Source organism: Amycolatopsis sp. NPDC003865, from assembly GCF_053605345.1.
Genome location: NZ_JBSGJA010000009.1, coordinates 220,643 through 245,284, shown reverse-complemented (window position 1 = coordinate 245,284; position 24,642 = coordinate 220,643). Strand labels below are relative to the sequence as shown.

The following is a 24,642-nucleotide window of genomic DNA, read 5'->3' as shown; positions in this document are numbered from 1 at the left end:
GGGGAGTGCTGTGCGGATCCTGTCCGTGGACCTCGGGACGTCCAACACCGTCGCCGTCCTGTCGGCGCACGGCAGGCCGCCCCGGGTCGTCGAGGTCGACGGCTCGGCCAACATGCCGTCGGCCGTGTTCGCCACCGAAGAGGGCACGATCATGGTCGGCCGCGACGCCGAGCGCCGCGCCCGCCTCGACCCGACGCGCTTCGAGCCGAACCCCAAGCGCCGCATCGACGAGCAGACCCTGCTGCTCGGCACCGACGTCGTCCCGGTGACCGACGCGCTGGCCGCCATCCTGCGCCGCGTCCTCGAAGAAACGTCCCGCCAGCTCGGCGGCGAGCAGCCCGACGAGGTCCGGCTGACCCACCCCGCGCAGTGGGGCCAGACCCGCCGCAACGTGCTGATGTCGGCCGCCCGGCTCGCCGGCATGGGCCAGAACATCCTGCTGGTGCCCGAACCGGTCGCCGCGGCCGCGCACTTCGCGTCGTTCCCCGGCAAGTCCCTCGCACCGGGCCAGGCGCTCGCCGTCTACGACCTCGGGGCGGGCACCTTCGACGTCGCCGTCGTCGGCGCCACGCAGAACGGCTTCACCGTGCTCGCCGAGGACGGCCTGCCCGACCTCGGCGGCCTCGACGTCGACCAGGCGCTCATGGTGCACGTCGGGCGCGAGGTCTCGCACTCGGACCCGCAGCGCTGGCAACGGCTCCTGCGGCCGGAGTCCACCGGCGACCGGCGGACCCGGCGCGCGCTGCAGGAGGACGTCAAGGCGGCCAAGGAGGCGCTGTCGCGGCACCCGCAGACCGAGGTGCCGATGCCCGAGCCGTTCAAGGACGTCCTGGTCACGCGCGGCGAGCTGGAGGGCCTGGTCCGGCCGGCGATGCTGCGCAGCGTCGAACTGCTGTCGCGGACGCTGCGCTCGTCCGGGCTGACCCCGGACCGGCTGGCCGGCATCTACCTCGTCGGCGGGTCGAGCCGGCTGCCGCTGGTCGGCACGATGATCGCGGAGAAGCTCGGTGTCGTGCCGGGCAGCCTCGACCAGCCGGAGACCGCCGTCGCGCTCGGTGCGCAGCACGTGGCGCGCGACGGCATGGGCGCGCGGACGCAGAACGTCGAAGGGGCCGTCGCCGCCGGCGGCCCGCCCCGCCCGCAGTACGCGCCCCCGGCTCCGCCGCCGCAGTACCCCGGGTACGCGCCGTCGAACTTCCCGCCCAGCGGGCCGCAGCCGGTGCCGTCGAACTTCCCCGCGTACTCGCCCGCGGCCGCGGCGGAGAAGACCGAGCCGAAGCCCGGCGGGAAGAAGAAGCTGCTCATCGGGATCGCGGCCGCGGTCGTGGTGGTGCTCGCGGCGGGGCTGACGTACTTCCTGACGTCGTCGTCCTCGGCGACGACCTACACCGCCGACCAGTGCAGGACGCCGGGGCAGGCCGACGCCAAGGGCCTCACCGGCTGCCTGCGCCAGCTCGCCGGGAAGATCGCCGACACCGGCGACTGCAAGCCGGGCATGGGCAACGGCCCGGCGGCGCCGGCGGAGAGCCTCGGCGTGTCCTCGACGTGCTCCGCGCCGGGCCGGGCGGGCACGCAGGTGACCTACGTCCAGGGCGACAACGCCGACCGGCTCAAGCAGTACACCGACGGCCTGCTCACCTCGGCGGGCGGCGACCGCACGGAGGCCGACTGGGGCGGCAACGGGCTCAAGGGGCACTACTCGTCGGCCGCGGGCCGGACGTCGGCGGTGCTCGTGTTCACGGTGTCGGACCGGCCGCTGGTGGGGTTCATCTACCAGCTGAATTCGGCGGACCAGGCCGAGGCGACCACGCCGGGCACGCTGGCCGACTACTTCGAGGCGAGCGTCCAGCCGGGGGAGTAGGCGGCGCGAACGGACCGTTCGCGCCGCCGGTTAGAGTGGGTCCGATGCGGATCACGGTTTTCCGGCGGCTCATGGCCGAGGAGTTCGGCCCCGGGCGGGCCCAGGTGCTGGCCAGGGACCACGTGCTCAGCGGGCTCGGCGGGCGCACCGTCGACCAGGCGCTGACCGCGGGAATCCCGGCCAAGGAGATCTGGCGAGAGGTCTGCGACGCCTTCGACGTCCCGCGCGAACGGCGCTGACCTGGGCGTTTCCCGGGCGTCCGACCCGGGTGGGCGAAAAATCCTAGCGCAAGGGTGTGTCGCTGCCGACCTCGAACAGGTGTTCGTCTATGGTGTTGTCCACATCGGGTCCAGCGATCCACAGATTGGGCGCCGCGCCTGGAATTGTCGGTCCCCGCCGCTAGCGTCGGACCGGACAGCTGAAGAACCGACACAGAGCCCCCGGAGAGCCGGGGCTTCGACCAGCGAGGTGGACTTCCATGCCTGCAGCACCCGACAAGGACAAGGCGCTCGAGCTCGCGCTCGCGCAGATCGACAAGCAGTACGGCAAGGGCTCGGTGATGCGCCTGGGCGAGGACACCCGGCCGCCCATCGCCGTGATCCCCACCGGGTCGATCGCCCTCGACGTCGCGCTCGGCATCGGCGGGCTGCCCCGCGGCCGGGTCGTCGAGATCTACGGCCCGGAATCCTCGGGTAAGACGACGGTCGCCCTGCACGCCGTGGCGAACGCACAGCGCGCCGGCGGCATCGCGGCGTTCATCGACGCGGAGCACGCGCTCGACCCGGAGTACGCCAAGGCACTCGGCGTCGACACCGACGCGCTGCTGGTCTCCCAGCCGGACACCGGTGAGCAGGCCCTGGAGATCGCGGACATGCTGATCCGCTCCGGCGCGCTCGACATCCTGGTCATCGACTCCGTCGCCGCGCTCGTGCCGCGCGCCGAAATCGAGGGCGAGATGGGCGACTCGCACGTCGGCCTCCAGGCCCGCCTGATGAGCCAGGCGCTGCGGAAGATCACCGGTGCGCTGTCCAACTCGGGCACCACGGCGATCTTCATCAACCAGCTCCGCGAGAAGGTCGGCGTCATGTTCGGCTCCCCGGAGACGACCACCGGTGGCAAGGCGCTGAAGTTCTACGCATCGGTCCGCCTGGACGTGCGCCGCATCGAGACGATGAAGGACGCCGGCGAGGCGGTCGGCAACCGGACCCGCGTCAAGGTCGTCAAGAACAAGGTGGCCCCGCCTTTCAAACAGGCCGAGTTCGACATCCTGTACGGCCAGGGCATCTCCCGCGAGGGCTCGCTGATCGACATGGGTGTCGACCAGTCGATCCTGCGCAAGTCCGGCGCCTGGTACACCTACGAAGGCGACCAGCTCGGCCAGGGCAAGGAGAACGCGCGCCGGTTCCTGCGCGACAACCCGGACATCGCCAACGAGATCGAGAAGCGGATCAAGGAGAAGCTCGGCATCGGCCCGCAGCTCGACGCGGCCGCGGTCGAAGCCGTCCCGGCGCCGGTCGACTTCTGATCGAAGGGGGCGGACCCCCGGACCCCCGCCGGCCGTGGTCGCGTTGACTTCGGGCGCGGGTTTGTGAAGACGAGGAGTGACGTAGGTGGCGAGGGCGCCCAAGGTTCCGCCGGCCGAGTTGCCTCCCGAGGAGCGGTACAAGAAGGCCAAGGAGATCTGCTTCGATCTCCTGGCCGCTCGACCGCGGACTCAGGAAGAACTGCGGCAGGCGTTGCAGCGCAAGGGATTCGACGAGGAGACCAGTGAAACCCTGCTCGGCAAGCTCGACCGGGCGGGGCTGGTCAACGACGAGGAGTTCGCCCAGCTGTGGGTGAAGTCCCGCCACGCGAACCAGGGGCTGTCCCGCACCGCGCTGGTGGCCGAACTGCGGCGCAAGGGCGTCGACGGTGAGGTCGCCGCGCAGGCGGCGGGAGAGGTCGACCGCGAATCCGAGGAGCAGATGGCCAGGGAACTGGTCCGCAAGCGCCTCGGATCCCTCGGCAACGTCGACGAGCAGACGGCGCTGCGCCGGCTGCTCGGCTTCCTCGCCCGCAAGGGCTACCCGCAGGGGCTGGCGTACACGGTGATCAGGGAGGAACTCCGCGAGTACGGCGCGGAGTCCACCCTCCTCGACGACGCCGTCATCGACTGACCCGCCCCCGGCCGGCGCGCGCGGGGAAGGCCGCGCCGGCTGGGCGGTGGTTGGTGTTGCCGACGTGGGATGGCCGCGCCGGCCGGCGAAGGTCGGTGTTGCCGGTGTGGGGATGGCTGCGTCGGCTGGGTGGTGTTCGGTGCTGCCGGTGTGGGGATGGCTGCGTCGGCTGGGTGGTGGTTGGTGTTGCCGGCATGAGGATGGCCGCGCGGGCGGCCGTTGCCGGCGCGGGGGCGATCGCGCCCGCCGGGCGGTTGCCGGCCAGGTCTGATGCCCTCGTGGGACCGGCCGTCGACGGTCGGCGACCGGGGCTGCCGGCTCCCCGGGCGCGGGCTTGCCAGGTGGCTCAGTTGCCGACCTGGTCCACCTCTCGCCGCCGGAACTGCGAGCCGGAGAACCGGCCTTCCGGACCCGCCGAGCCGCTGAGCGCGGTGGAATCCGCCGGCCGCGGGTCCGCCGGCGAAACGCGGAGCGGCACGGCCGGTTCCGCGGGTGCCTGCCCGGTGGGTACCCGGCGGTCCGAGCGGTGCTTGCGGACCGCCAGCAGCAGCACCGCGAGCAACCCCATCACCACACACGTGACCACCGCCGACAGCACCAGGAACTCGTCGAGCCGCCCGGCCGCCAGGTACGCGCCCAGCGCCACCGCCACCAGGGCGCACACCGCACGGTCCACAATGGACTCCATCGACAGGAGCGTCGCGCGGTAGCGGGAGTCCGGGATGGAGTCGTTCAGCAGCTGCTTCTGCACCGGGAACGAAATCCCCGTCGCCACCGCGAACACGCACAACAGGACCACCGCCGGGAGGGCACCCACGAACACGACCACACCAAGGCACAGCGCCATCACGATCGTCAGCGTGAACACCGACCCCACCGGGCCGATCGCGCGGCGGAGGCGGTGCGGGCGGGCCGCGCCCAGTGCCTCGAAGACCGTCATGGCGGCCAGCACCGCGCCGTACCAGTTCACCGACAACGACTTCGACTCCAGGATCGGCTGGAACAGGTTCACCTGGCAGATCCGCACCAGCGTGAACATCGCGATGCCCTGCACCATCAGCAGCACCAGCCACCGCGACGAACGCAACGCCGACAGCGCGCCGCCGACGCCCGCCAGCAGCGACGCCGTCTTGCCCGTGACCCGGCGGCCGCCGGGGATCGGCGGGAGCTTCAGCGCGAACGCCAGTGCCACGCCCGCGTTGATCGCCGTCAGCCAGTACGGGGACGGGAGGTTCCACGCCATCAGCAGGCCGATCACCGGCCAGTACACGATCTTGCCCACCAGGCTGTACGCCCGGCCGACGCCCTCCACCCGGAGGTAGTGCTCACCGGCGCCCGAAGTGTGCAGGTACTCGTACAGGTACGCGCTCTGCGCGCCCGACACCAGCGACCGCGCCAGGGCGATCAGGACGAAGTGCAGCAGGAACCCGGTGTACGAGCCGAGGAACACCGGCACCAGGTTCGCCGCCACGAGCACGCCCGCGCCGGCCGCCAGCGACGTGCGGTAGTCGAACCGGTCGGCGAGCATCCCGGTCGGGATCTCCAGCAGGCAGAACACGACGTAGTAGATGCTCTGGATGCCGAAGATCTCGCCGTCGGACAGGCCGACGAGCTTCTGGTACTGGTAGAAGATCGGCACCCACAGCAGCAGGCCGAAGAAGAACTGGAACCCGTAGGTCAGCCGGACGGTGCGCCGGACGGCGGGGTTCGCGGGCAGGCGAAGGCCCAGCATGACGGTTTCTCCTGAATTCAAACGGAATACGGGCGCAGCTGCACGAGGTGGAGGTGCTCGCCGTCGGCGAGCCACTCGACGTCCACCGGCGAGTCGAACGTGTAGTCGGGCGAGAAGTGCCCCTGCAGCAGGCGGCCGGCGATCGCGAGCCGCTGCAGCTGGTCGTGCGCCCGCGCGTCGAGGTCCGCCGTGGCGTCGCCGAGCGACACCGTGCGGCCGCCGCCCTCGACCGTCGAGTACAGGTACTGCATGGGCAGCGCCGACCCCTCGACGACGTCGGTCACGCGCGGTGACACGTTGACGTACACCGTGCGGAAGTCCGCGCGGTTCATCGGGTTCGTCGTCACCAGCACGCCGCCGAAGTCGGCCGCGACCTGCTCCTGGATCACCACGCCCATGTAGCACTCGTCGAGGGAGATGCCGGCCTGGTGCCGGAGCCGGACGCTGCGCACCGATACCAGCGACGCCCACACCTCCTTGACGCTGGCGAAGATCCGCTCGGCCGTGGTGACGTGGTTGAGCGACTCGTAGATCCCGGCCGCCGAGAACCCGGCCAGGTCTTCGGCGTTCGACGAGCTGCGCACGACGAACGAGCGCACCCCGGCCAGCTGCGACACCAGCGCGGAGTCGATCTCCCCGGCGAGCGCGCCCGGCAGCCGCGCCGCTCGGATCAGGCTCTGCAGCTCGACGCACAGCGGCTCGATTTCGCGGGCGTCCAGTTCCAGCGCCATCTTCAGCTTGCCGATGGCCTGCTGGATCCTCGGTGACGACTCGAGGAACCGCCGCTGCAACGAGAACGGCAACGCGATCCCGCGGGGCACGCGGACGCGCTCGTCGAGCAGCCGCCGGGCCGCGGCGCCCAGATCGGCGTCGACAGGGACGTCCAGCAGCCGGGCCAGGTACGGCAGCAGGTTCTCCCGCGGCGGGCGCGGCACCTGGTAGAAGCCGAGCAGCCGCTGCGAACCGTGTGCCAGCACGTGGTGCAGCTCGCCCAGGTTGGCCGCCTTCGTCCCGTACCGGTAGCGGTCGGTCGCGCGCAACCGCTTCAAGTTCACGATCGGGCTGTGCTCGGACTCCGGCTCCTCCAGCTTGACGCGCTGGGCGTACCACTTCGGCGGGGCCGCCGAGGCCGGCTCGGGGACCTCCCGCAGCGAGAGCCCTCGAGCGTCCACTGTGTACTCGACCCACTTGCCGTCGAGCCCGCGACCCTCGATGTCGGCCAGGGCGCCCACCTGCACGGCGTTCGGGATCTGCCAGCCGGTGGCGAGGACGTTGGTGTGCGACAACGGCGTCGTGTGGCGGGCGTTGACGATGCCCGAGAGCCGCGGGATGTCGTCCGGGACGCGGTCCATCACGATGATGTCCGACCACTCCAGCGTCGCGGCGCGGTACTCGGCCTCGGTGCGGAACGCGCGAAGCCGGCCCGTCGCGGTGCCGGGGTTCAGCGGGACGAACGGCGCCGTCGAGAACAGCTCGTGCGCGAACACCCGGGGCAGCTCGCCCGGCGGGATCTCCCGGACGATCCGTTCCTGCAGCTGGTTGGCGGGCTTGAACACCAGCGGCAGCGCCGGGTCGACGTACCGCGCGACGAACGCGTGGAACTCGCGGATCAGCGCGGCCGGCATCGTGTCGACCTCGACCGTCTCGAGGGAAAGCAGCTGCGGGTGCCGGGCCAGGATGCCGAGCAGGAACCGGCGGTCCGGTGCGTGGTAGAACTCCTGGTTGTAGGAATCGATCTCCGCGCGCACCCGTTCTTCGGGGACGCCGAGGATCTCTTCCCCGATATAGATCGCGTGAAAGGAATGGCGGGCGTCGTTCAGGAAGTGGATCACCGCGTTTTCGCGGTCGACCACGACCTTGACGAAGGAATAGCCGCCGAGGGTGCCGCCCAACTGGTGGAGGGCGGACAGTGAAAGACGTTCGCCGACGAGTGCGGCGACGTTCTCGGGGGCAGGACTGGGGGCGACCACATCGGTCAGGGACACCGGATCTCCTCGCTCGAAACAGCGAGAGGAAACGATAACAGGCCGGTAAATCACCCACTGGAGCCGCGATTGCTCCATTCAGCGGGATTCATGACCGCCGCCACACCCGCTCGGAGCACCGTTCCAGAAAGCTGGAACGGTGCTCCCGGAATGCGGACGCGCATTCCGCCGTTCGGGCGCGATCACCACGCGGGGTGATTTCCGCTACAGCTGTGCGGCTTCCGCGGCCAGCTTCTCGATCGTCGCGGGGTCGAGCGAGGCCGTCAGCCACGAACCGCCGATGCAGCCGACGTTCGGCAGCGCCAGGTACGACGGCGCCGAAGCGACGGTGATCCCGCCCGTCGGGCAGAACTTCAGCTGCGGCAACGGACCCGCGATCGACTTCAGGTACGCGACGCCACCGGACGCCTCGGCCGGGAAGAACTTCAACGCCGTGAGCCCGCGCTCGGCCAGCCGCATCGCCTCGGACACCGTGCTCGCGCCGGGCAGGAACGGCAGCCCGGTCTCGAAGCACGCGTCGACGACCGCGTCGGTGCAGCCCGGCGTCACGAGGAACTTCGCCCCCGCGTCCGCCGCCTGCTTCGCGTGGTCGGCCGCGGTGATGGTGCCGGCGCCGATGACGATCTCCGGCACCTCGGCCGCGACGCGCTCGATCGCGGCGAGCGCCGCCGGGGTGCGCAGGGTCAGCTCGATGACCCCGATCCCGCCGGCGAGCAGGGCCCGGGCCGTGGGCACCGCGTCGTCGGCGTCGTCGATCACCACGACGGGCATCACGGGGGACAGCTCGAGCAGGTCCTGACCGGTGGTCACTGACCGACCTCCTGGGTTGTGAAAGCGGGCGTTCCGAAGTGCTCCGGGGTCAGACCGCCGAACACCGAAGCGCCCTGGTCAGCAGGGCCGACCGTCCGGCGCAACGCGGCGAACAGCTCTCGGCCGGTGCCGGTCCAGGATGCTTCGGACGGCGGGGAGTCCACAAGCTCACGGCGGGCGAGTTCTTCGTCACCGACGAGCACGTCGAGGGAGCCCGAAGTCGCGTCCAGCCGGATGACGTCGCCGTCGGCGATGCGCGCGATCGGGCCGCCCGCCGCGGCTTCCGGCGTCACCTGGATGGCCGCCGGGATCTTGCCCGACGCGCCCGACATGCGGCCGTCGGTGAGCAACGCCACGGCGTGCCCGCGGTCCATCAGCACACCCAGCGCCGGGGTGAGCCCGTGCAGCTCCGGCATGCCGTTGGCCCGCGGCCCCTGCTGCCGGACCACCACGACGACGTCGCGGTCCAGCTCGCCCGCTTCGAACGCGGCCTTGAACGCCTCCTGGGTGGTGAACACCCGCGCCGGCGCCTGGACGACGCGGTGCTCGGGCGCCACCGCCGACACCTTGATCACCGCGCGGCCGAGGTTGCCCTCGACCATCCGCAGCCCGCCGTCGGCGGCGAAGGGGCGCCAGACCGGGCGCAGCACGTCCTCGTCGAGGCTGCGGGTGGGCACGTCGCGCCAGACCAGCTCGCCGTCGGACAGGATCGGCTCGGCCCGGTAGCGGTGCAGCCCGAACCCGGCGACCGTGTGCACGTCCTCGTGCAGCAACCCCGCGTCGAGCAGCGTGCCCACCAGGAACTGGATGCCGCCGGCGGCGTGGAAGTGGTTGATGTCGGCGCTGCCGTTCGGGTAGACCCGCGCCAGCAGCGGCACGACCGCCGAGAGGTCCGAAAAGTCGTCCCAGGTCAGCTGGATGCCCGCGGCCGCGGCGATCGCGACCAGGTGCATCGTGTGGTTGGTCGAGCCGCCGGTGGCGAGCAGCGCGATGACGCCGTTGACGAACGCCTTTTCGTCGAGGATCCGCGCGACCGGCGTGTACTGCTCGCCGCGCGAGATCTCGACGATCCGCCGTCCGGCTTCCTCGGTGAGCGCCTGGCGCAGGGAGGAGCCCGGCTGGACGAAGCTGGCGCCGGGCAGGTGCAGGCCCATCACCTCGACGACCATCTGGTTGGAGTTGGCCGTGCCGTAGAAGGTGCAGGTGCCGGCCGAGTGGTACGACGCCGCCTCGGCGTCGAGGAGGTCTTCGCGGGTCGCGAGACCCTCGGCGTACAGCTGCCGGACGCGGGCCTTCTCCTTGTTCGGCAGCCCGGAGTTCATCGGCCCCGCCGGGACGAGCAGCGCGGGCAGGTGACCGAACGACAGGGCGCCGATCAGCAGGCCGGGCACGATCTTGTCGCAGACGCCCAGCAACAGCGCGGCGTCGAACATGTCGTGCGACAGCGCGATCGCCGTCGACATCGCGATGACCTCGCGGCTGAACAGGGACAGCTCCATGCCCGCCCGGCCCTGGGTGATGCCGTCGCACATCGCGGGCACGCCGCCGGCGAACTGGGCGACACCGCCCGCGCCGCGCACGGACTTCTTCAGCCACGCCGGGTACTCCTGCATCGGCTGGTGCGCCGACAGCATGTCGTTGTAGGACGAGATGATCGCGACGCCGGGGGCCCGCGCGGCCCGCAGCGCCTCCTTGTCGACGCCGTCCATCGCGGCGAAACCGTGGGCGAGGTTGCTGCACGCGAGACCGCGGCGGACCGGGCCTTCTTCGTGCGCGGCGGCCACGCGGCCGAGGTAGGCCGCGCGGGTCGCGGCACTGCGGGCCGCGACGCGTTCGGTGACGTCGGCGACGACTCGGTGCAGCTTCGTGGTGGGGGTGGGGCTCATGTCCGGCTCCGGATCACTGGTGTGGGGTGGTCCGCGGGACGGCAACGCTGGCGCCTCTGGGTCGTGACACTGGCCACAGTACCTCGGGAAAACGCCGAATCAAAATCGATTCAGAAGATCGACCCGCGTGACCCCGATCACCCCCAGAGCCGTTAGTGTGCTAGTTGTCACACTGCACGACGCACGGTAAAGCCGTAGGGGCGAGTGATCGCCCGCCCGGCTTCCGCCGGCCCCACCACACCGGGAGGATTGATGTCCACCTCCGAAATCGCCGAGCTGCGGCGAACCATCGGCCAGCTCAGGCAGTGCGTCGGCGCACTGCGCTCGCGTTACGGCGACGCGTCGGCGGTCCGCCGGCTCGCCAACGACGTGGAGCGCCTCGACATCGACACCGCGGACCTCGACGGCACGCCCCTGGCCGTGCCCGCCCAGGCGAAGCCCGCCGAGCGCGTCCCGGTGCCCGACACCCCCTACGACCCGGCGCTCTGGCACGGCGCCGATGACGAAGGCGTCGGCGGCTACAAGCGCGACCAGCGGTGAGCGCTCCGGCTGACAACGGCGTCGGCACCGGCGTCCGGGCCCCCAAGCGGGCCCGGATCGCCGAGCGCACCCTCCGCACGGACCGGTGGTGGCTCCAGCCGCTGCTGACCGTGCTCGGGCTGTCGGCGTTCATCATCTACGCGACGGTCCGGTCGTTCGTGCGCACCGCGTACTGGGTGCCCGACTACCACTACCTGACGCCGTTCTACTCGCCCTGCCTGTCCACTTCCTGCGTCGAGGGCTCGAGCCACTTCGGCCACTGGTTCGGCGACCTGCCGGGCTGGATCCCGCTCGGCTTCGTCGTGCTGCCGTTCCTGCTCGGCTTCCGCCTGACCTGCTACTACTACCGCAAGGCCTACTACCGGGCCGTGTGGTTCTCCCCGCCCGCCTGCGCCGTCGCGGAACCGCACGCGAAGTACACGGGCGAGACACGGCTGCCGCTCATCATCCAGAACGTCCACCGCTACTTCTTCTACGTCGCGCTGATCGTCTCGCTGATCAACACCTACGACGCGATCACGGCGTTCCACGGGAAGACCGGCGGCTTCGGGTTCGGGCTGGGCAACATCATCCTGCTCGGCAACGTGGTCCTGCTGTGGGCGTACACGCTTTCCTGCCACTCGTGCCGGCACGTGACCGGCGGCAGGCTCAAGCACTTCTCCAAGCACCCGGTGCGCTACTGGATCTGGACGCAGGTCACGAAGCTCAACACCCGGCACATGGCGCTGGCCTGGACGACGCTCGGCACGCTGGTGCTGACCGACTTCTACGTCATGCTCGTGGCCAGCGGCGCGATCTCGGACCTGAGATTCGTCAACTAGCACGCCTTTCTCCCTAAAACTGACGTCCCCAGTTCCGAGGTGGAATTCTTCTATGACCGAGGTCGAACGCCACAGCTACGACGTGGTGGTGATCGGGGCCGGTGGCGCCGGTCTGCGCGCGGTGATCGAGGCGCGCGAACGCGGTTTCCGCGTCGCCGTCGTGTGCAAGTCCCTGTTCGGCAAGGCGCACACGGTGATGGCCGAGGGCGGGTGCGCCGCGTCCATGGGCAACGCGAACTCGAACGACAACTGGCAGGTCCACTTCCGCGACACCATGCGCGGCGGGAAGTTCCTCAACAACTGGCGGATGGCCGAACTGCACGCCAAGGAGGCGCCCGACCGCGTCTGGGAGCTGGAGACCTACGGCGCGTTGTTCGACCGCACCGCCGACGGCCGGATCAGCCAGCGCAACTTCGGCGGGCACACCTACCCGCGGCTCGCTCACGTCGGTGACCGCACCGGCCTCGAGCTGATCCGCACGATGCAGCAGAAGATCGTTTCGCTGCAACAGGAGGACTTCGCCGAGACCGGCGACTACGAGGCCAAGATCAAGGTCTTCGCCGAGTGCACGGTCACCGAGCTGCTCACCACCGACGGGAAGATCGCCGGCGCGTTCGGCTACTGGCGCGAGAGCGGCCGGTTCATCCTCTTCGAGGCACCCGCGGTCGTGCTCGCCACCGGCGGCATCGGCAAGTCGTTCAAGGTGACGTCGAACTCGTGGGAGTACACCGGCGACGGCCACGCGCTGGCGCTGCGCGCGGGCGCGAAGCTGATCAACATGGAGTTCGTCCAGTTCCACCCGACCGGGATGGTCTGGCCGCCGAGCGTCAAGGGCATCCTCGTCACCGAGGGCGTGCGCGGTGACGGCGGCGTGCTGAAGAACTCCGACGGCAAGCGGTTCATGTTCGAGTACGTGCCCGAGGTGTTCAAGGGCCAGTACGCCGAAAGCGAAGAGGAAGCCGACCGCTGGTACGCCGACGCGGACAACAACCGGCGCACGCCGGACCTGCTGCCCCGCGACGAGGTGGCCCGCGCGATCAACTCCGAGGTCAAGGAAGGACGCGGGTCCCCGCACGGCGGCGTCTTCCTCGACATCGCCAGCCGGCTGCCGACCGAGGAGATCAAGAAGCGGCTGCCGTCGATGTACCACCAGTTCAAGGAACTGGCGGACGTCGACATCACGGCGGAGCCGATGGAGGTCGGCCCGACCTGCCACTACGTCATGGGCGGCATCGAGGTCGACCCGGACACGGCGGCGGCGAGCGTGCCCGGCCTGTTCGCCGCCGGCGAGTGCTCGGGCGGCATGCACGGGTCCAACCGGCTCGGCGGCAACTCGTTGTCGGACCTGCTGGTGTTCGGGCGGCGCGCGGGCCTCGGCGCGGCCGAGTACGTGTCCGGTCTCGACGGCAGGCCCGCGGTGCTGGAGTCCGATGTGGACGCCGCGGCGAAGATGGCGCTCGCGCCGTTCGACCCGCCCGCCGGCGCGTCGGCCGAAAACCCGTACACCCTGCACACCGAGCTGCAGCAGTCGATGAACGACCTGGTCGGCATCATCCGCAAGGCGGGCGAGATCGAGCAGGCGCTGACGAAGCTCGGCGAGCTGCGGGAGCGGATCCTGCGCGTCACGGTGGAGGGGCACCGGCAGTTCAACCCCGGCTGGCACCTCGCGATCGACCTGCGCAACATGCTGATGGTCAGCGAGTGCGTCGCGAAGGCCGCGTTGACGCGGACCGAAAGCCGCGGCGGGCACACGCGCGACGACTTCCCCGGCATGGACCCCGAGTGGCGGCACAAGCTGCTGGTGTGCTCGGCCTCGGACGGGGACAACCCGGTCGTGCCGGACATCGACGTCACGGTGAAGGAGCAGGTGCCGCTGCGGCAGGACCTGCTGGAGCTGTTCGAGTTCGGCGAGCTCGGGAAGTACTACACCGACGGTGAGCTCGAAACCCACCCCGGGAGCAAAGCATGAGCTATAAGGCGAGTTTCCGGGTGTGGCGCGGCGACGACACGGGCGGCGGCCTGCAGGACTTCACGGTGGAGGTGAACGAGGGCGAGGTCGTCCTCGACATCATCCACCGGCTGCAGGCCACGCAGGCCGCGGACCTGGCGGTGCGCTGGAACTGCAAGGCGGGCAAGTGCGGCTCGTGCTCGGCGGAGATCAACGGCAAGCCGCGGCTGCTGTGCATGACGCGGATGTCGACGTTCACCGAGGACGAGGTGATCACGGTGACGCCGCTGCGGACGTTCCCGGTGATCCGCGACCTGGTCACCGACGTGTCGTTCAACTACACGAAGGCGCGGGAGATCCCGTCGTTCACGCCGCCGCCGGGGCTGAAGCCCGGCGAGTACCGGATGCAACAGGTGGACGTCGAGCGGTCGCAGGAGTTCCGGAAGTGCATCGAGTGCTTCCTGTGCCAGAACACCTGCCACGTGGTGCGCGACCACGAGGAGAACAAGGAGTCGTTCGCCGGGCCGCGGTACCTGATGCGCATCGCGGAACTGGAGATGCACCCGCTCGACGTCGCCGACCGCCGGGACGCCGCGCAGGACGAGCACGGCCTGGGGTACTGCAACATCACCAAGTGCTGCACCGAGGTCTGCCCGGAAGGCATCCACATCACCGACAACGCGCTCATCCCGATGAAGGAGCGCGTCGCCGACCGCAAGTACGACCCGATCGTGTGGCTGGGCAACAAGCTCTTCCGCCGCGACAAGTAGCGCTTCCCTCCCGACGCTCGCGAACCGTGCGATCAAGCCGGTTCGCGAGCGTCTTCATTTCCGCGGCGCCAGCAGGAAGCCGAGCGTGCCGGCGGCGAGCCGGGCTTCGACCGCGGCCGGCTCCGCGGCGGTCCGGCGCCGGAATTTCTGCGACGCGACCAGCGAGAGCAGCCACCAGGCGGCGGCTTCGGCGTCGAGGTCCGCGCGGAGTTCGCCCTCGGCGCGGCCGCGGTCCAGCAGCGCGGTGAGCGAGCCGGCGAAGCGCTGCGTGGACTTCTTCGCGGCCGCTTCGACTTCGGGTTCCCCGGTGATGGCGGCGGCGTCGGCGAAGATCGCGCCGATCGAGCCCGCGCTGTGCACCTGGTCGAGGTGGCCCGGGTCCAGCATCGTCTCGAGCAGCACGGCGACCGGCGTCGCGCTCTCGGTCGTCCGGTCGATGAGCCGGCAGACGTGGTCCGCGGCGCGGTCGACCACGGCGGCGAACAAGGCGGCCTTGGTCCCGAAGTTCTGGAACACGACGGGCTCGCTGACGCCGACCCGGCGCGCCACGGCGGAGGTCTTGCCCCGCAGGTAGCCGACCTCGGCGAAGACCTCGGTGGCGGCGGCGAGGATCGATTCGCGACGGTCCGGGGCGCTCATCCGGACCCGGCGGGCTGACTCGGTCACGAGACCCAGCGTAGTGCCCCTTGCCGTCCTACTTAGTGACGACTAACCTGGCGGACACGTTCTTAGTCGCGACTAAGTTATGGGGTGGGTCATGAAGCTGGGACAACTGCTGCACGGACGACCGGACGCGCGGGCGCCGGGAGCGATCCAGCACGCCCGGGCGTACGAAGTGCTGTCGGTGGCGGTGTTCGCCGGCCGGCGGAAGCGCACGTTCGGCCGGCTGGTGGAGCTGGCGGGCGTCGCGCCGGGGGACCGGGTGCTGGACGTCGGCTGCGGACCCGGGTACCTCACGGCGCTGGCGGCCGAAGCCGCGTCGCCCGGCGGGCGGGCGGTCGGGATCGATCCGTCCGAGCCGATGGTCGCGCAGGCGCGCCGCCTGCGCGGCACGGCGAACTGCTCGTTCGAAGCGGGCCGGGCCGAGGCGCTGGCCGCGCCGGACGGCTCGTTCGACGTCGTGGTGTCCAGCCTCGCCGTGCACCACATCCCGGAGGCGGTGCGGGGCACGGCGTTCCGCGAGATGTTCCGGGTCCTGCGCCCCGGCGGCCGGATCCTGCTGGCGGACTTCCGCCCGCCCCGCGGCCGCCTGGGCCGGCACCTCGTGGGCACGACCGCCGGGCCGCAGATGCGGGACAACCCGGTCGAACGGATTTCGCCGATGCTCGCGGAGGCCGGCTTCGAGGTGGAGTCGGAGAGCCGGGCCGGCGGGTTCCTGCTCTGCGTGCGAGCGTCGAAGCCGTGATCACGGCAGGATGGCAGGGTGCTGGAGATCGAGCTGCTGCCGCCGTCCGCCGACCCCGCCTTGATCGGCCGGATCACCGGGCTGGTGAACCAGGTCTACGCCGAGTCCGAGAAGGGGCTGTGGCTGGGCAGCACCGACCGGACCGCCGCTGACGAGGTGGCCGGCTTCGCGCGGGCCGGGGAGATCGCCGTCGCGTTCGCCGACGGTGACCTCGCCGGGTCGGTGCGCGTCCGGCGGCTCGACGAGACGACCGGCGAGTTCGGCATGCTCGCGGCCGATCCCGCGCGACGCGGCCTCGGCATCGGGCGCGAGCTGGTGGCGTTCGCCGAGCGGGCGAGCCGGGACGCGGGCTGCCGTGAGATGCAGCTGGAACTGCTGGTGCCGCGCGAGTGGACGCACCCGGCCAAGCAGTTCCTCGCCGAGTGGTACGACCGGCTCGGCTACCGCGTGACGCACCGCGCCGACCTCGCGGTGGACTACCCGCACCTCGCGCCGTCGCTGGCCACGCCGTGCGATTTCCTCGTCTACCGCAAGGCGCTCGGGTGACGGTGCTCGCCGGGGCGCACGTGTTCGACCCCGAGACCGGGGAGACGACCCGTGCGGACGTCCGGCTCGACGGCGCCCGGATCGCCGAAGTCGGGCTCGGCCTCGAAGGCCCGCCCGTCGACTGCTCCGGTGGGCTGCTGATCCCGGGGCTCATCGACTGCCACGTGCACGTCGCCTTCCGGCGCCCCGAGCCGTTGCCGCGCAGCGCCCGGATCCTCGAGGCCGTGCCGGTGCTGCGGCGGTTGCTCGCGCGGGGCATCACGACTGTCCGGGACGCCTGGGGCGCCGACGCCGGCTTCAAGCACGCGCTGGCCGAGGGCTGGATCACCGGGCCGGACCTGCTGGTCAGCCTGCGCCAGCTGGGGCCGACCGGCGGGCTCGGCGACGCGTGGGATCCGGCCGCCGGCGCCGTCGACAACTACGGCGACCCGTCGCTGCCGGACCCGTTGTTCGACGGGCCGGACGCCGCCCGCGCGGCCGTCCGCCGGATGGTGCGCGCGGGCGCCGACTGGATCAAGGTCGGCGCGAGCGGCTCGATGCGGGCGGTCCGCGCGGGCGTGGACGTCCGCCCGACCGACGACGAGCTCGCCGCCGTGGTCGACGAGGCCGCCCGCTGCGGCCGCGACGTCCTGGCGCACGCGCACACCTCGGCGGCCGTGACGTCGGCGGCCCGGGCGGGAGCGCGCAGCATCGAGCACGGCACGTTCCTCGACGACGACGCCGTCACGGCCCTGGCGGACGCCTGGTACGTGCCGACGTTGTCGCCGATGAGCGACACCGAGTTCGCCGGCACGCACCGGCGTTCGCTGCGCCTCGCGGCGGAGGCGGGCGTCCGGATCGCCGCGGGGTCGGACCTGGCCCCGCGTCCCCATGTCGACTTGACGACCGAGCTGCGCCTGCTGGCCGCGGTGCTGGGGGACGCGGCCGCGGTGAAGGCGGCGACCTCCGAGGCGGCGCGGCTGCTCAGGCTCGAGCACGACCGCGGGCGGGTCGAGGCGGGGCTGCGGGCGGACGTGGTGTTGCTCGACGGCGTGGATCTCGACGTGTCGGATCTGCCGGCCCGGGTCCGGGCGGTCTGGCACGACGGCCGGCTGGTCACTTCGCCATGAGTTCGAACTCCTCGGTCAGGCGGACCAGGAACTCCCGCGACTCGCGTTCGGACAAGGCCGCCTGTTCCAGCCTCGTGCGGAGGACGTAGAAGGCTTCGACCGCCACCCGGTCGTCGACGAACAGCCCGGCGGAGAAGGTTTCTTCGTAGGCCACCGGCGGGTGTTCGGCGAACTCCAGAATGGTGAACCGGCTGCCGACCAGGTGGTACGGCGGTGCCGAGGCGGGCACCACGCGGATCGTGCAGTGGGGGAGGTTCGTGGCCAGTACCAACGACTGCAGCTGTTCATGCATCAAAGCCGGGTCGCGCAGGATCGATCTCAGCGTGTGCTCGTACACGAAGTAGACGCAGTGGGGCGGGTTTCGGCGCTGCAGCAGCCGTTGCCGCTCGATCCTCGCGCGGACCAGTGTCTTCAGCCGGTCTGTCGTGTAGCGCCCGGACAGCTCGTAGACGCTGCGCACGTAGTCCTCGGTCTGGAGCATGCCCGGCAGGGCCGCCGGGCTGTTCGAGATCACCGCCGTCGCCAGGTTTTCCTGGATGATCAAGGACTTCATCGGGTCGACGAGCTCGTCGAAGTACGGCCGCACCCAGTACAGCTCGCTCGGTGGCCGGGTCAGGTGCAGCAGCCGCTCGCGCTCGGGCGCCTCGGTGCCGCAGTGCGCGAGGTAGATCGCCAGGTCGATCGGCGAGATGCGCCTGCCGTTCTCCCAGCCGGACACCTTCGACGCCGACCAGTGGGCGCGCCGGGCCACCTCACGCAGTGACATCTGTTTCGCCTCGCGCTGGGACTTCAGCTCGACGCCCATTTCGCGCGTGCGTACCGTGCTCTTTTCGGTCATGCCCGCACGCTAAAGGCAACCACCGACAAAACGGCTCCTGCCGCGCAGGGGTTCACCGGAACGGATGTTGCTGTTCTGCCTGTGCGACAACGGATTTCGCTCACGAAGCGCTGCGAAGCAGCTTCGCATAATGAAGGGCGCTTCGCGCGTTAGTAGGCCACACTGGCATTCATGACGTTCCTTTCCGGAATCGAGCTGAGCCGCCGCTTCTACGCCGAAGCGGTCGCCCCGGTCGTCGACGGGCCGCACAGCGCCGCGCTGGTCGGGCCCGGCTCGGAGGTCCTCGGCTTCGACACCGCGCGCTCCACCGACCACGACTGGACCGCCCGCGTCTTCCTCTTCCTCCCGGAGGTCCGGGACGTCCCGGTCCCGGCCACCTTCGGCGGCCACCCGGCGAAACTGGTGGTCGCGACGCTCGACGGGTGGGTGCGCGGCTTCCTCGGCTTCGACCCGCGCCACGCCGGCCGCCGCGACTGGCTCGCCACCCCGACCCAGGTCTTCGCCGAGTTCACCGGCGGGGCGGTGCACCACGACGACCTCGGCTTCGAGGCGCTCAGGCGCCGCGTGGCCTGGTACCCGGACGACGTCTGGCGGTACGTCCTCGCGTGCCAGTGGCAGCGCATCGGCCAGGAGGACTCGTTCGTCGGCCGGTGCGGGGAGGTCGGGGACGAACTGGGCTCGGCCGTCGTCGCGGCGCGGCTCGTGCGGGACCTCATGCGGCTGTGCCTGCTCATGGCCCGCCGGTACCCGCCGTACAGCAAGTGGCTCGGGAGCGCCTTCGCGCGGCTGCCCGCGGCCGCGGCGCTGAGCCCGCACCTCACCGGCGCCCTCGCGGCGACGGACTGGCGAGAACGCGAACGGCACCTCGTCGCGGCCTACGAGAACGTCGCCGGGCTGCACAACGCGCTCGGCCTCACCGAACCGGTCGAGCCGCGCGTGAGCCGCTTCTTCGATCGCCCGTTCCGGGTGGTCCACGCCGAGCGGTTCGTCCGCTCCCTGGCCGGGGAGCGGCCGATGACCGGAGCGATCGACCAGTTCGTCGACAGCACCGACGTGCTCGGGCACCGCGAGCTGACCCGTGCGGTGGTTGACTGCGCGCATGGCTGAACCGAAACCGCGCGACCTGGCCGCGCTGCTGCTGACGCTGACCGTCGTGACCGGGGTCGTCGACGCCGTCAGCTTCCTCGGCCTGGGCCGGGTGTTCGTGGCCAACATGACCGGCAACGTCGTGTTCCTGGGGTTCGCGGCGGCGGGGGAGACGACGCTGTCGGTGCTCGCGTCGCTGACCGCGGTGCTGGCGTTCCTGGCGGGCGCGCTCGCCGGCGGGCGGCTGGCCCGCCGGGACGACGACCACGACGCCCTCCGGCAGGCGACCGCGGTCCAGGCGGCGCTGGTGGCGGTGGCGGTGGTGCTGTCGGCGACGCTCGGCACCGGCACCCGGGCGGGCGGCGAGCTGCTGATCGTCGTGCTGGGCGTGGCGATGGGCGTGCAGAACGCGGCGGTCCGCCGGATCGGCGCGCCCGACCTCACGACAACCGTCCTGACGATGACGCTGACCGGCTTCGCGGCGGACTCGAAGGCAGCGGGCGGCCCGGGGGCGCACCCGCTGCGGAAGGTGGCGGCCGTGGGGGCGATGCTGGTGGGCGCGCTGGCCGGCGGGCTGTTGCAGCTGCACGTCGCGATGTGGACGGCGCTGGCGCTGGCCCTGCTGCTGATCCTCGGCGTGCTGGCGGTGCTGTCGCGGCAGCGCGGGCCGGCCGGGAACCCGGCCTGAACTGCGTTCGTCCACAGTGATCCCGTGTGCGCCGCCGGGACCGCACACGACGTCGCTGACGCAGGTGTCGGCAGGCGGCTCGCCGTGCGCCGTGCCGCGGCTGATCGCCGGCCCGAACCCCGGCAGCCAGGTCAGCCGAGGGCGCGCCCGCCGTCGACCAGCAGGCGCTGGCCGGTGACGAACCCCGCCTCCTCCGACGCGAAGAAGCTCACCGCCGCCGCGACGTCCTCCGGGGTGCCGAGCCGGCCCGCCGGGACGGACGCGCGGTACGCCTCGCGCTCCGTCTCGTCGACCTCCGCGTGGCGCTCCACGGGGACGAAGCCCGGGGCCACCGTGTTGACCGTGATGCCGTCCGGGGCCAGCTCGCGCGCCCACGCGCGGGTCAGGCCGATCTGCGCGCTCTTCGCCGTCGCGTACGCCGAGCGGCCGGGCGGCGGGCGATCCGCGACCTCCGAGTCGACGTGGACGATCCGGCCGTGGCCGCGGGCCCGCATCCCCGGCAGCACCGCGTGCCCGAGCAGCACCGGCGACCGCACGAAGAAGTCCAGCTGCGCCAGGTGGTCCGGCCAGTCCACTTGGGACACCGGAGCCTCGGGCTGCGGGCCGGTCGCGTTCAGCACCAGCACCGTGATCGGGCCCAGCAGCGCCGTGACGCCGTCGACGAGCTCGCCGACCTGACGCCGGTCCGTCACGTCGGCGGCGAACGCCGCCGCCTTGCCGCCCTCCGCGAGGATGCCCTCCGCCGCCGTCTCGAGGTCGGCGTCGTCACTGTGCCCGTTGACCGCGACGGCGAGCCCGTCCCGCGCCAGTCTGCGCGCGATCACCCGGCCGAGTCCGCGGGAACTGCCGGTCACCAGTGCGACGCCCATGCGCTCGACGCTAGGGGAGACCCCCGGGTAGGACAACCCGGGCACGAAAAAGCGGGTGGGTGCGATTCGCGCACCCACCCGTTTCCGCGGAACCTCAGAGACCGCCCGAACTGTTCCCGGTGGAGAAGTCCGTCGCCGCGGTCACCGCCGCTGGAGCGGCTTCCAGCGGCTTCGCGCCGCGCGGGGCCTTCTTCCGCCGCGACAGCTTGCGCTCCAGCCACGAGGCGAACCACGACAGGGCCAGGTTCAACACGATGAAGATGATCGCGATGACGATCAGCGTCGGGATCGTGTTGTTGAAGTTGCCGGTGATCGGCCCGGAGCCGCGGATCAGCTCGTCGTAGCCGATGGTCAGCTGGCCGGCGAGCGCGGTGTCCTTCAGGATGACCACCAGCTGGCTGACCAGGGCCGGCAGCATCAGCGTGATCGCCTGCGGGAGCAGGACGTTGATCATCGTCTGGGTCTTGCGCAGGCCGAGCGCCGACGCGGCCTCGGTCTGTCCCTTCGGGAGGGACAGGATGCCGGCGCGGAACACCTCCGCCATCACCGAGCCGTTGTAGAGCACCAGGCCCGTCACGGCGGCGAACAGCGGCCGGGTGTCGGCCTCGATCGGGGTGTAGTACGCGTACAGCGCCGCCCCGAACACCATCAGCAGCAGCACCGGGATGGCCCGGAAGAACTCGACCACAGCGCCGACCGGGATCCGCACCCACTTGTGCTGCGACAGCCGGCCGATGCCCAGCAACGCGCCGATCGGCAGCGCGATCACGATGGACAGCGCGGCCGCTTCGAGCGTCTTCAGCAGACCGGGCAGCAGGAACTGCGTCCAGGTCGAGCCCTCGATGAACGGCTTCCAGAGCGCGCCCGCCCACTGGCCCTTCTCGTCGAAGCCGGTGTAGACGAACCACGCCACCAGCAGCAGCACCAACGCGAACAGGACCGTGTAGATCCAGTTGCGGGTCTTGGCCTTCGGGCCCGGGGCGTCGTAGAGGACGGACTGCGTGCTCATCGCTTGACCTCGGCTTTCTTGGCGACCCAGCCGAGCAGCAGGCCGAGTGGCAGGACCAGCGCGACGAACACCAGCGCGAACAGGATGAAGACCAGGAACAACGAGTCGGACTCGTTCTCGACCATCGTCGACATCAGCAGCGACGCCTCGGCGACGCCGATCACCGAGGCGACGGTGGTGTTCTTCAGCAGCGCGATCAGGACGTTCGCCAGCGGCGCGATCACCGAGCGGAACGCCTGCGGCAGCACGATCAGCGTGAGCACCTGCAGGAAGTTGAGCCCCAGTGCCCGCGCCGCCTCCGCCTGGCCGACCGGGACGGTGTTGATGCCCGAGCGCAGCGACTCGCACACGAACGTCGCCGTGTAGACGACGAAGCCCAGCACCGCCAGCCGGAACGCGTTGTCGGCCAGCGAGGTGGGCGAGTCCGCGGCGGCCAGGTTGATGCCCAGCGTGGACGAAAGACCCAGCGACGTGAAGATGATGATCACGGTCAGCGGGGTGTTCCGGAAGATGTTCACGTACGCCGTCGCGAAGCCGCGCATGATCGGCACGGGACTGACCCGCATCGCGACGAGGATCGTGCCCCACACGAGCGCGCCGATCGCCGAGAAGAACGTCAGCTGGATCGTCGTCCAGAACGCGCCGACGAGGTCGTAATCAGGGTTGTTGAGGAACTCGAACACGGTTGTCCAACCTGGCCTCGGTATGGGAACGGTGCGCCGCATTCACGGCGCACCGTTCGACTTCACAAACCGGATATCAGGGAGCGATCGCCGGGGCGGCCGGGATCTTGTAGCCCGACGGGCCGACGTTGGTCTGCAGCGCCTTCTCCCACGAGCCATCCTGCTCCATGGCCTGGATGGCCTTGTTGATCGCGGCCTTGCCGTCCGCGTCGTCCTTCTTCAGGCCGACGCCGTAGTTCTCGTCGGAGAAGCCCTTGCCGACCAGCTTCAGCTTGCCGGGCTGCTGCGCGGCGTAGCCGGCCAGGATGACGTCGTCGGTGGTCATCGCGTCGACGGTGCCGTTCAGGAGCGCGGTCACGCAGTCGGTGTACTTGCCGACCTCCTGCAGCTGCACGTCCTTGGCGTACTTCGACTTCACGTTCTGCGCGGGGGTCGAGCCCTTGACCGAGCACAGCTTCTTGTTGCCGGTCAGCGACTCGGGACCGGTGATGTCGGTGTTGTCCGCCCGGACCAGCAGGTCCTGGTGCGCGACGAAGTACGGGCCGCCGAAGGAGACGTCGTTCTTGCGCTTGTCGGTGATCGAGTAGGTGGCGACGATGAAGTCGACCTCACCCTTCTTGATCAGGTCCTCGCGCTGCGCCGACTGCGCTTCCTTCCAGGTGATCCCGGACTCTTCGACGCCGAGCTGCTTGGCGATGTACTTCGCGACGTCGACGTCGAAGCCGGCGTAGGTGCCGTCCGGCTTCTTCAGGCCGAGGCCCGGCTGGTCGAACTTGATGCCGATCGTCAGCTTCTTGTTGTCCTTGGCCCGCTGGACCAGGTTCTTGTCGCCGCTCGCGCCGCTGCCGGACCCGCCGCCGCAGGCCGTCAGGGCCAGCCCGGCGGCCATCACGACCGCGCCGACCTGCAGAACTCGGTTCAACCGCATCGTCTCTCAGGTTCCTTCCGAATCTCGTCCGGCCGCGTGGCCGGGGAAAGTGCTCAGTGGGTCAGGATCTTGCCGAGGAAGTCCTTCGCGCGCTCGCTCTTGGGCGCGGTGAAGAACTCGTCCGGCGTCGTGTCCTCGACGATCTCGCCGTCGGCCATGAAGATCACCCGATCGGCTGCCCGCCGGGCGAAGCCCATCTCGTGGGTGACGACCAGCATCGTCATGCCGTCCTTGGCCAGGCCGGTCATGACGTCGAGGACCTCCTGGACCATCTCCGGGTCCAGCGCCGAGGTCGGCTCGTCGAACAGCATGACCTTGGGCCGCATCGCCAGCGCGCGGGCGATCGCCACGCGCTGCTGCTGGCCGCCGGACAGCTGGGCCGGGTACTTGTCGGCCTGGTTGGCGATGCCGACGCGCTCCAGCAGCTCCATCGCCGTCTTGCGCGCGTCCTCCTTCGAGGCCTTGCGGACCTTCGTCGGCGCCAGCATCACGTTTTCGAGGATGGTCTTGTGCGCGAACAGGTTGAACGACTGGAACACCATGCCGACGTCGGCGCGCAGGGCCGCGAGCGCCTTGCCTTCGGCGGGCAGCGGGACACCGTCGACGGCGATCTCGCCCGAGTTGATCGGCTCGAGCCGGTTGATCGCCCGGCACAGGGTCGACTTGCCCGACCCGGACGGACCCAGCACCACGACGACCTGGCCGCGAGGCACCTCGAGCGTGATCTCCCTGAGCACGTGCAGGTCGCCGAAGTACTTGTTCACGGCGGACGCCTTGATCATCGGCGCCGCCACCTCCGCGGTCATCTGGCCTCCAGGGTCGTTCGAATGCGGCGTGGGTCACCACGCGATGGCGAGAACCTACCGTTGACTTACCGGCTGGCAAGCCGAGTTGAGCAATACTTAGGGTTTCAACTGCGTATCGATGTCCATTTTGGGGGTATCGGCGTCAGCGTAACCCACAGTCACCGTC

The 24,642-nt window shown here is 70.7% G+C and carries 24 protein-coding genes; 13 read left to right on the top strand and 11 right to left on the bottom strand.

All coding sequences use genetic code 11. The features are described 5' to 3' along the window. Positions 1 to 10 precede the first annotated feature (10 nt). The 4 genes from ACWEVP_RS22760 to ACWEVP_RS22745 all read left to right on the top strand — a co-directional run bounded on the left by ACWEVP_RS22760 (position 11) and on the right by ACWEVP_RS22745 (position 4,017). Positions 11 to 1,861, top strand: coding sequence for an Hsp70 family protein (locus ACWEVP_RS22760; RefSeq protein ID WP_452064565.1), 1,851 nt, complete (start codon positions 11 to 13; stop codon positions 1,859 to 1,861). Positions 1,862 to 1,905: 44 nt separating this feature from the next. Beyond that, complete coding sequence (locus ACWEVP_RS22755; RefSeq protein WP_436392660.1) at positions 1,906 to 2,100, top strand: DUF3046 domain-containing protein; 195 nt, start codon at positions 1,906 to 1,908, stop codon at positions 2,098 to 2,100. 239 nt (positions 2,101 to 2,339) lie between these two features. After that, positions 2,340 to 3,386 (top strand): recombinase RecA, encoded by a 1,047-nt coding sequence (gene recA / locus ACWEVP_RS22750; protein ID WP_452064564.1) that lies wholly within the window; start codon positions 2,340 to 2,342, stop codon positions 3,384 to 3,386. 85 nt (positions 3,387 to 3,471) lie between these two features. Next, the gene (locus ACWEVP_RS22745; protein WP_167455171.1) at positions 3,472 to 4,017 is read left to right on the top strand and encodes a regulatory protein RecX; all 546 of its coding nucleotides are present in this window, start codon (positions 3,472 to 3,474) and stop codon (positions 4,015 to 4,017) included. Positions 4,018 to 4,363: 346 nt separating this feature from the next. Here the strand turns inward: ACWEVP_RS22745 and ACWEVP_RS22740 are convergent, their stop codons facing one another. From ACWEVP_RS22740 to edd, 4 genes are all read right to left on the bottom strand, one after another. Then, positions 4,364 to 5,749, bottom strand: a complete 1,386-nt coding sequence (locus ACWEVP_RS22740; protein ID WP_452064563.1) for an MFS transporter — start codon at positions 5,747 to 5,749, stop codon at positions 4,364 to 4,366. 17 nt (positions 5,750 to 5,766) lie between these two features. Further along, a complete protein-coding gene (locus tag ACWEVP_RS22735) occupies positions 5,767 to 7,734 on the bottom strand; it encodes a PEP/pyruvate-binding domain-containing protein (protein WP_452064562.1) in 1,968 nt (655 codons plus the stop codon). Between the two features lie 204 nt (positions 7,735 to 7,938). After that, on the bottom strand, positions 7,939 to 8,544 hold the full coding sequence (gene eda / locus ACWEVP_RS22730) for a bifunctional 4-hydroxy-2-oxoglutarate aldolase/2-dehydro-3-deoxy-phosphogluconate aldolase (RefSeq protein WP_452064561.1): 606 nt from the start codon (positions 8,542 to 8,544) through the stop codon (positions 7,939 to 7,941). After that, the gene (gene edd / locus ACWEVP_RS22725) at positions 8,541 to 10,430 is read right to left on the bottom strand and encodes a phosphogluconate dehydratase (RefSeq protein ID WP_452064560.1); all 1,890 of its coding nucleotides are present in this window, start codon (positions 10,428 to 10,430) and stop codon (positions 8,541 to 8,543) included. The genes eda and edd overlap by 4 nt, the downstream gene beginning before the upstream one ends. 252 nt (positions 10,431 to 10,682) lie before the next feature. Here edd and ACWEVP_RS22720 point away from each other — a divergent pair, with 252 nt between their 5' ends. Genes ACWEVP_RS22720 through ACWEVP_RS22705 form a run of 4 tightly spaced genes read left to right on the top strand, consistent with a single transcriptional unit; the run spans position 10,683 to position 14,509 of the window. Then, positions 10,683 to 10,970: a hypothetical protein gene (locus tag ACWEVP_RS22720; RefSeq protein WP_163046790.1), complete on the top strand. Its 288-nt coding sequence runs from the start codon at positions 10,683 to 10,685 to the stop codon at positions 10,968 to 10,970. Next, on the top strand, positions 10,967 to 11,791 hold the full coding sequence (locus tag ACWEVP_RS22715; protein ID WP_452064559.1) for a hypothetical protein: 825 nt from the start codon (positions 10,967 to 10,969) through the stop codon (positions 11,789 to 11,791). The genes ACWEVP_RS22720 and ACWEVP_RS22715 overlap by 4 nt, the downstream gene beginning before the upstream one ends. A 52-nt stretch (positions 11,792 to 11,843) precedes the next feature. Next, complete coding sequence (locus ACWEVP_RS22710; protein WP_452064558.1) at positions 11,844 to 13,760, top strand: fumarate reductase/succinate dehydrogenase flavoprotein subunit; 1,917 nt, start codon at positions 11,844 to 11,846, stop codon at positions 13,758 to 13,760. Next, a complete protein-coding gene (locus tag ACWEVP_RS22705; RefSeq protein ID WP_452064557.1) occupies positions 13,757 to 14,509 on the top strand; it encodes a succinate dehydrogenase/fumarate reductase iron-sulfur subunit in 753 nt (250 codons plus the stop codon). The genes ACWEVP_RS22710 and ACWEVP_RS22705 overlap by 4 nt, the downstream gene beginning before the upstream one ends. A gap of 54 nt (positions 14,510 to 14,563) precedes the next feature. Here the strand turns inward: ACWEVP_RS22705 and ACWEVP_RS22700 are convergent, their stop codons facing one another. After that, the gene (locus tag ACWEVP_RS22700; RefSeq protein WP_452064556.1) at positions 14,564 to 15,175 is read right to left on the bottom strand and encodes a TetR/AcrR family transcriptional regulator; all 612 of its coding nucleotides are present in this window, start codon (positions 15,173 to 15,175) and stop codon (positions 14,564 to 14,566) included. Positions 15,176 to 15,266: 91 nt separating this feature from the next. On the opposite strand from ACWEVP_RS22700, the gene ACWEVP_RS22695 reads away from it, so the two are divergent. From ACWEVP_RS22695 to ACWEVP_RS22685, 3 genes are read left to right on the top strand one after another with little or no spacing between them, the layout of a single operon-like run. Next, complete coding sequence (locus tag ACWEVP_RS22695; RefSeq protein ID WP_452064555.1) at positions 15,267 to 15,914, top strand: class I SAM-dependent methyltransferase; 648 nt, start codon at positions 15,267 to 15,269, stop codon at positions 15,912 to 15,914. Between the two features lie 18 nt (positions 15,915 to 15,932). Continuing rightward, positions 15,933 to 16,460: a GNAT family N-acetyltransferase gene (locus tag ACWEVP_RS22690; protein WP_452064554.1), complete on the top strand. Its 528-nt coding sequence runs from the start codon at positions 15,933 to 15,935 to the stop codon at positions 16,458 to 16,460. Next, on the top strand, positions 16,457 to 17,569 hold the full coding sequence (locus ACWEVP_RS22685) for an amidohydrolase family protein (RefSeq protein WP_452064553.1): 1,113 nt from the start codon (positions 16,457 to 16,459) through the stop codon (positions 17,567 to 17,569). The genes ACWEVP_RS22690 and ACWEVP_RS22685 overlap by 4 nt, the downstream gene beginning before the upstream one ends. Here the strand turns inward: ACWEVP_RS22685 and ACWEVP_RS22680 are convergent. Then, a complete protein-coding gene (locus ACWEVP_RS22680; protein WP_452064552.1) occupies positions 17,556 to 18,407 on the bottom strand; it encodes a helix-turn-helix domain-containing protein in 852 nt (283 codons plus the stop codon). The two genes, ACWEVP_RS22685 and ACWEVP_RS22680, sit on opposite strands and share 14 nt — an antisense overlap. Before the next feature lie 171 nt (positions 18,408 to 18,578). Between ACWEVP_RS22680 and ACWEVP_RS22675 the strand changes: the two genes are divergently transcribed. Beyond that, entirely contained in the window at positions 18,579 to 19,514 is a 936-nt protein-coding gene (locus tag ACWEVP_RS22675) for a DUF4037 domain-containing protein (RefSeq protein ID WP_452064551.1), read from the top strand. Next, entirely contained in the window at positions 19,507 to 20,181 is a 675-nt protein-coding gene (locus ACWEVP_RS22670) for a YoaK family protein (protein WP_452064550.1), read from the top strand. Before ACWEVP_RS22675 ends, ACWEVP_RS22670 begins: the two co-directional genes overlap by 8 nt. Before the next feature lie 131 nt (positions 20,182 to 20,312). On the opposite strand, the gene ACWEVP_RS22665 is transcribed toward ACWEVP_RS22670, so the two are convergent. From ACWEVP_RS22665 to ACWEVP_RS22645, 5 genes are all read right to left on the bottom strand, one after another. Then, positions 20,313 to 21,050, bottom strand: a complete 738-nt coding sequence (locus tag ACWEVP_RS22665) for an SDR family NAD(P)-dependent oxidoreductase (RefSeq protein WP_452064549.1) — start codon at positions 21,048 to 21,050, stop codon at positions 20,313 to 20,315. Positions 21,051 to 21,144: 94 nt separating this feature from the next. After that, the gene (locus ACWEVP_RS22660; RefSeq protein ID WP_452064548.1) at positions 21,145 to 22,059 is read right to left on the bottom strand and encodes an amino acid ABC transporter permease; all 915 of its coding nucleotides are present in this window, start codon (positions 22,057 to 22,059) and stop codon (positions 21,145 to 21,147) included. Then, on the bottom strand, positions 22,056 to 22,742 hold the full coding sequence (locus ACWEVP_RS22655; protein ID WP_452064547.1) for an amino acid ABC transporter permease: 687 nt from the start codon (positions 22,740 to 22,742) through the stop codon (positions 22,056 to 22,058). The genes ACWEVP_RS22660 and ACWEVP_RS22655 overlap by 4 nt, the downstream gene beginning before the upstream one ends. 76 nt (positions 22,743 to 22,818) lie before the next feature. Continuing rightward, the gene (locus ACWEVP_RS22650; RefSeq protein WP_452064546.1) at positions 22,819 to 23,670 is read right to left on the bottom strand and encodes a glutamate ABC transporter substrate-binding protein; all 852 of its coding nucleotides are present in this window, start codon (positions 23,668 to 23,670) and stop codon (positions 22,819 to 22,821) included. 53 nt (positions 23,671 to 23,723) lie between these two features. Then, the gene (locus ACWEVP_RS22645) at positions 23,724 to 24,452 is read right to left on the bottom strand and encodes an amino acid ABC transporter ATP-binding protein (protein ID WP_452064689.1); all 729 of its coding nucleotides are present in this window, start codon (positions 24,450 to 24,452) and stop codon (positions 23,724 to 23,726) included. Positions 24,453 to 24,642: the final 190 nt, after the last annotated feature.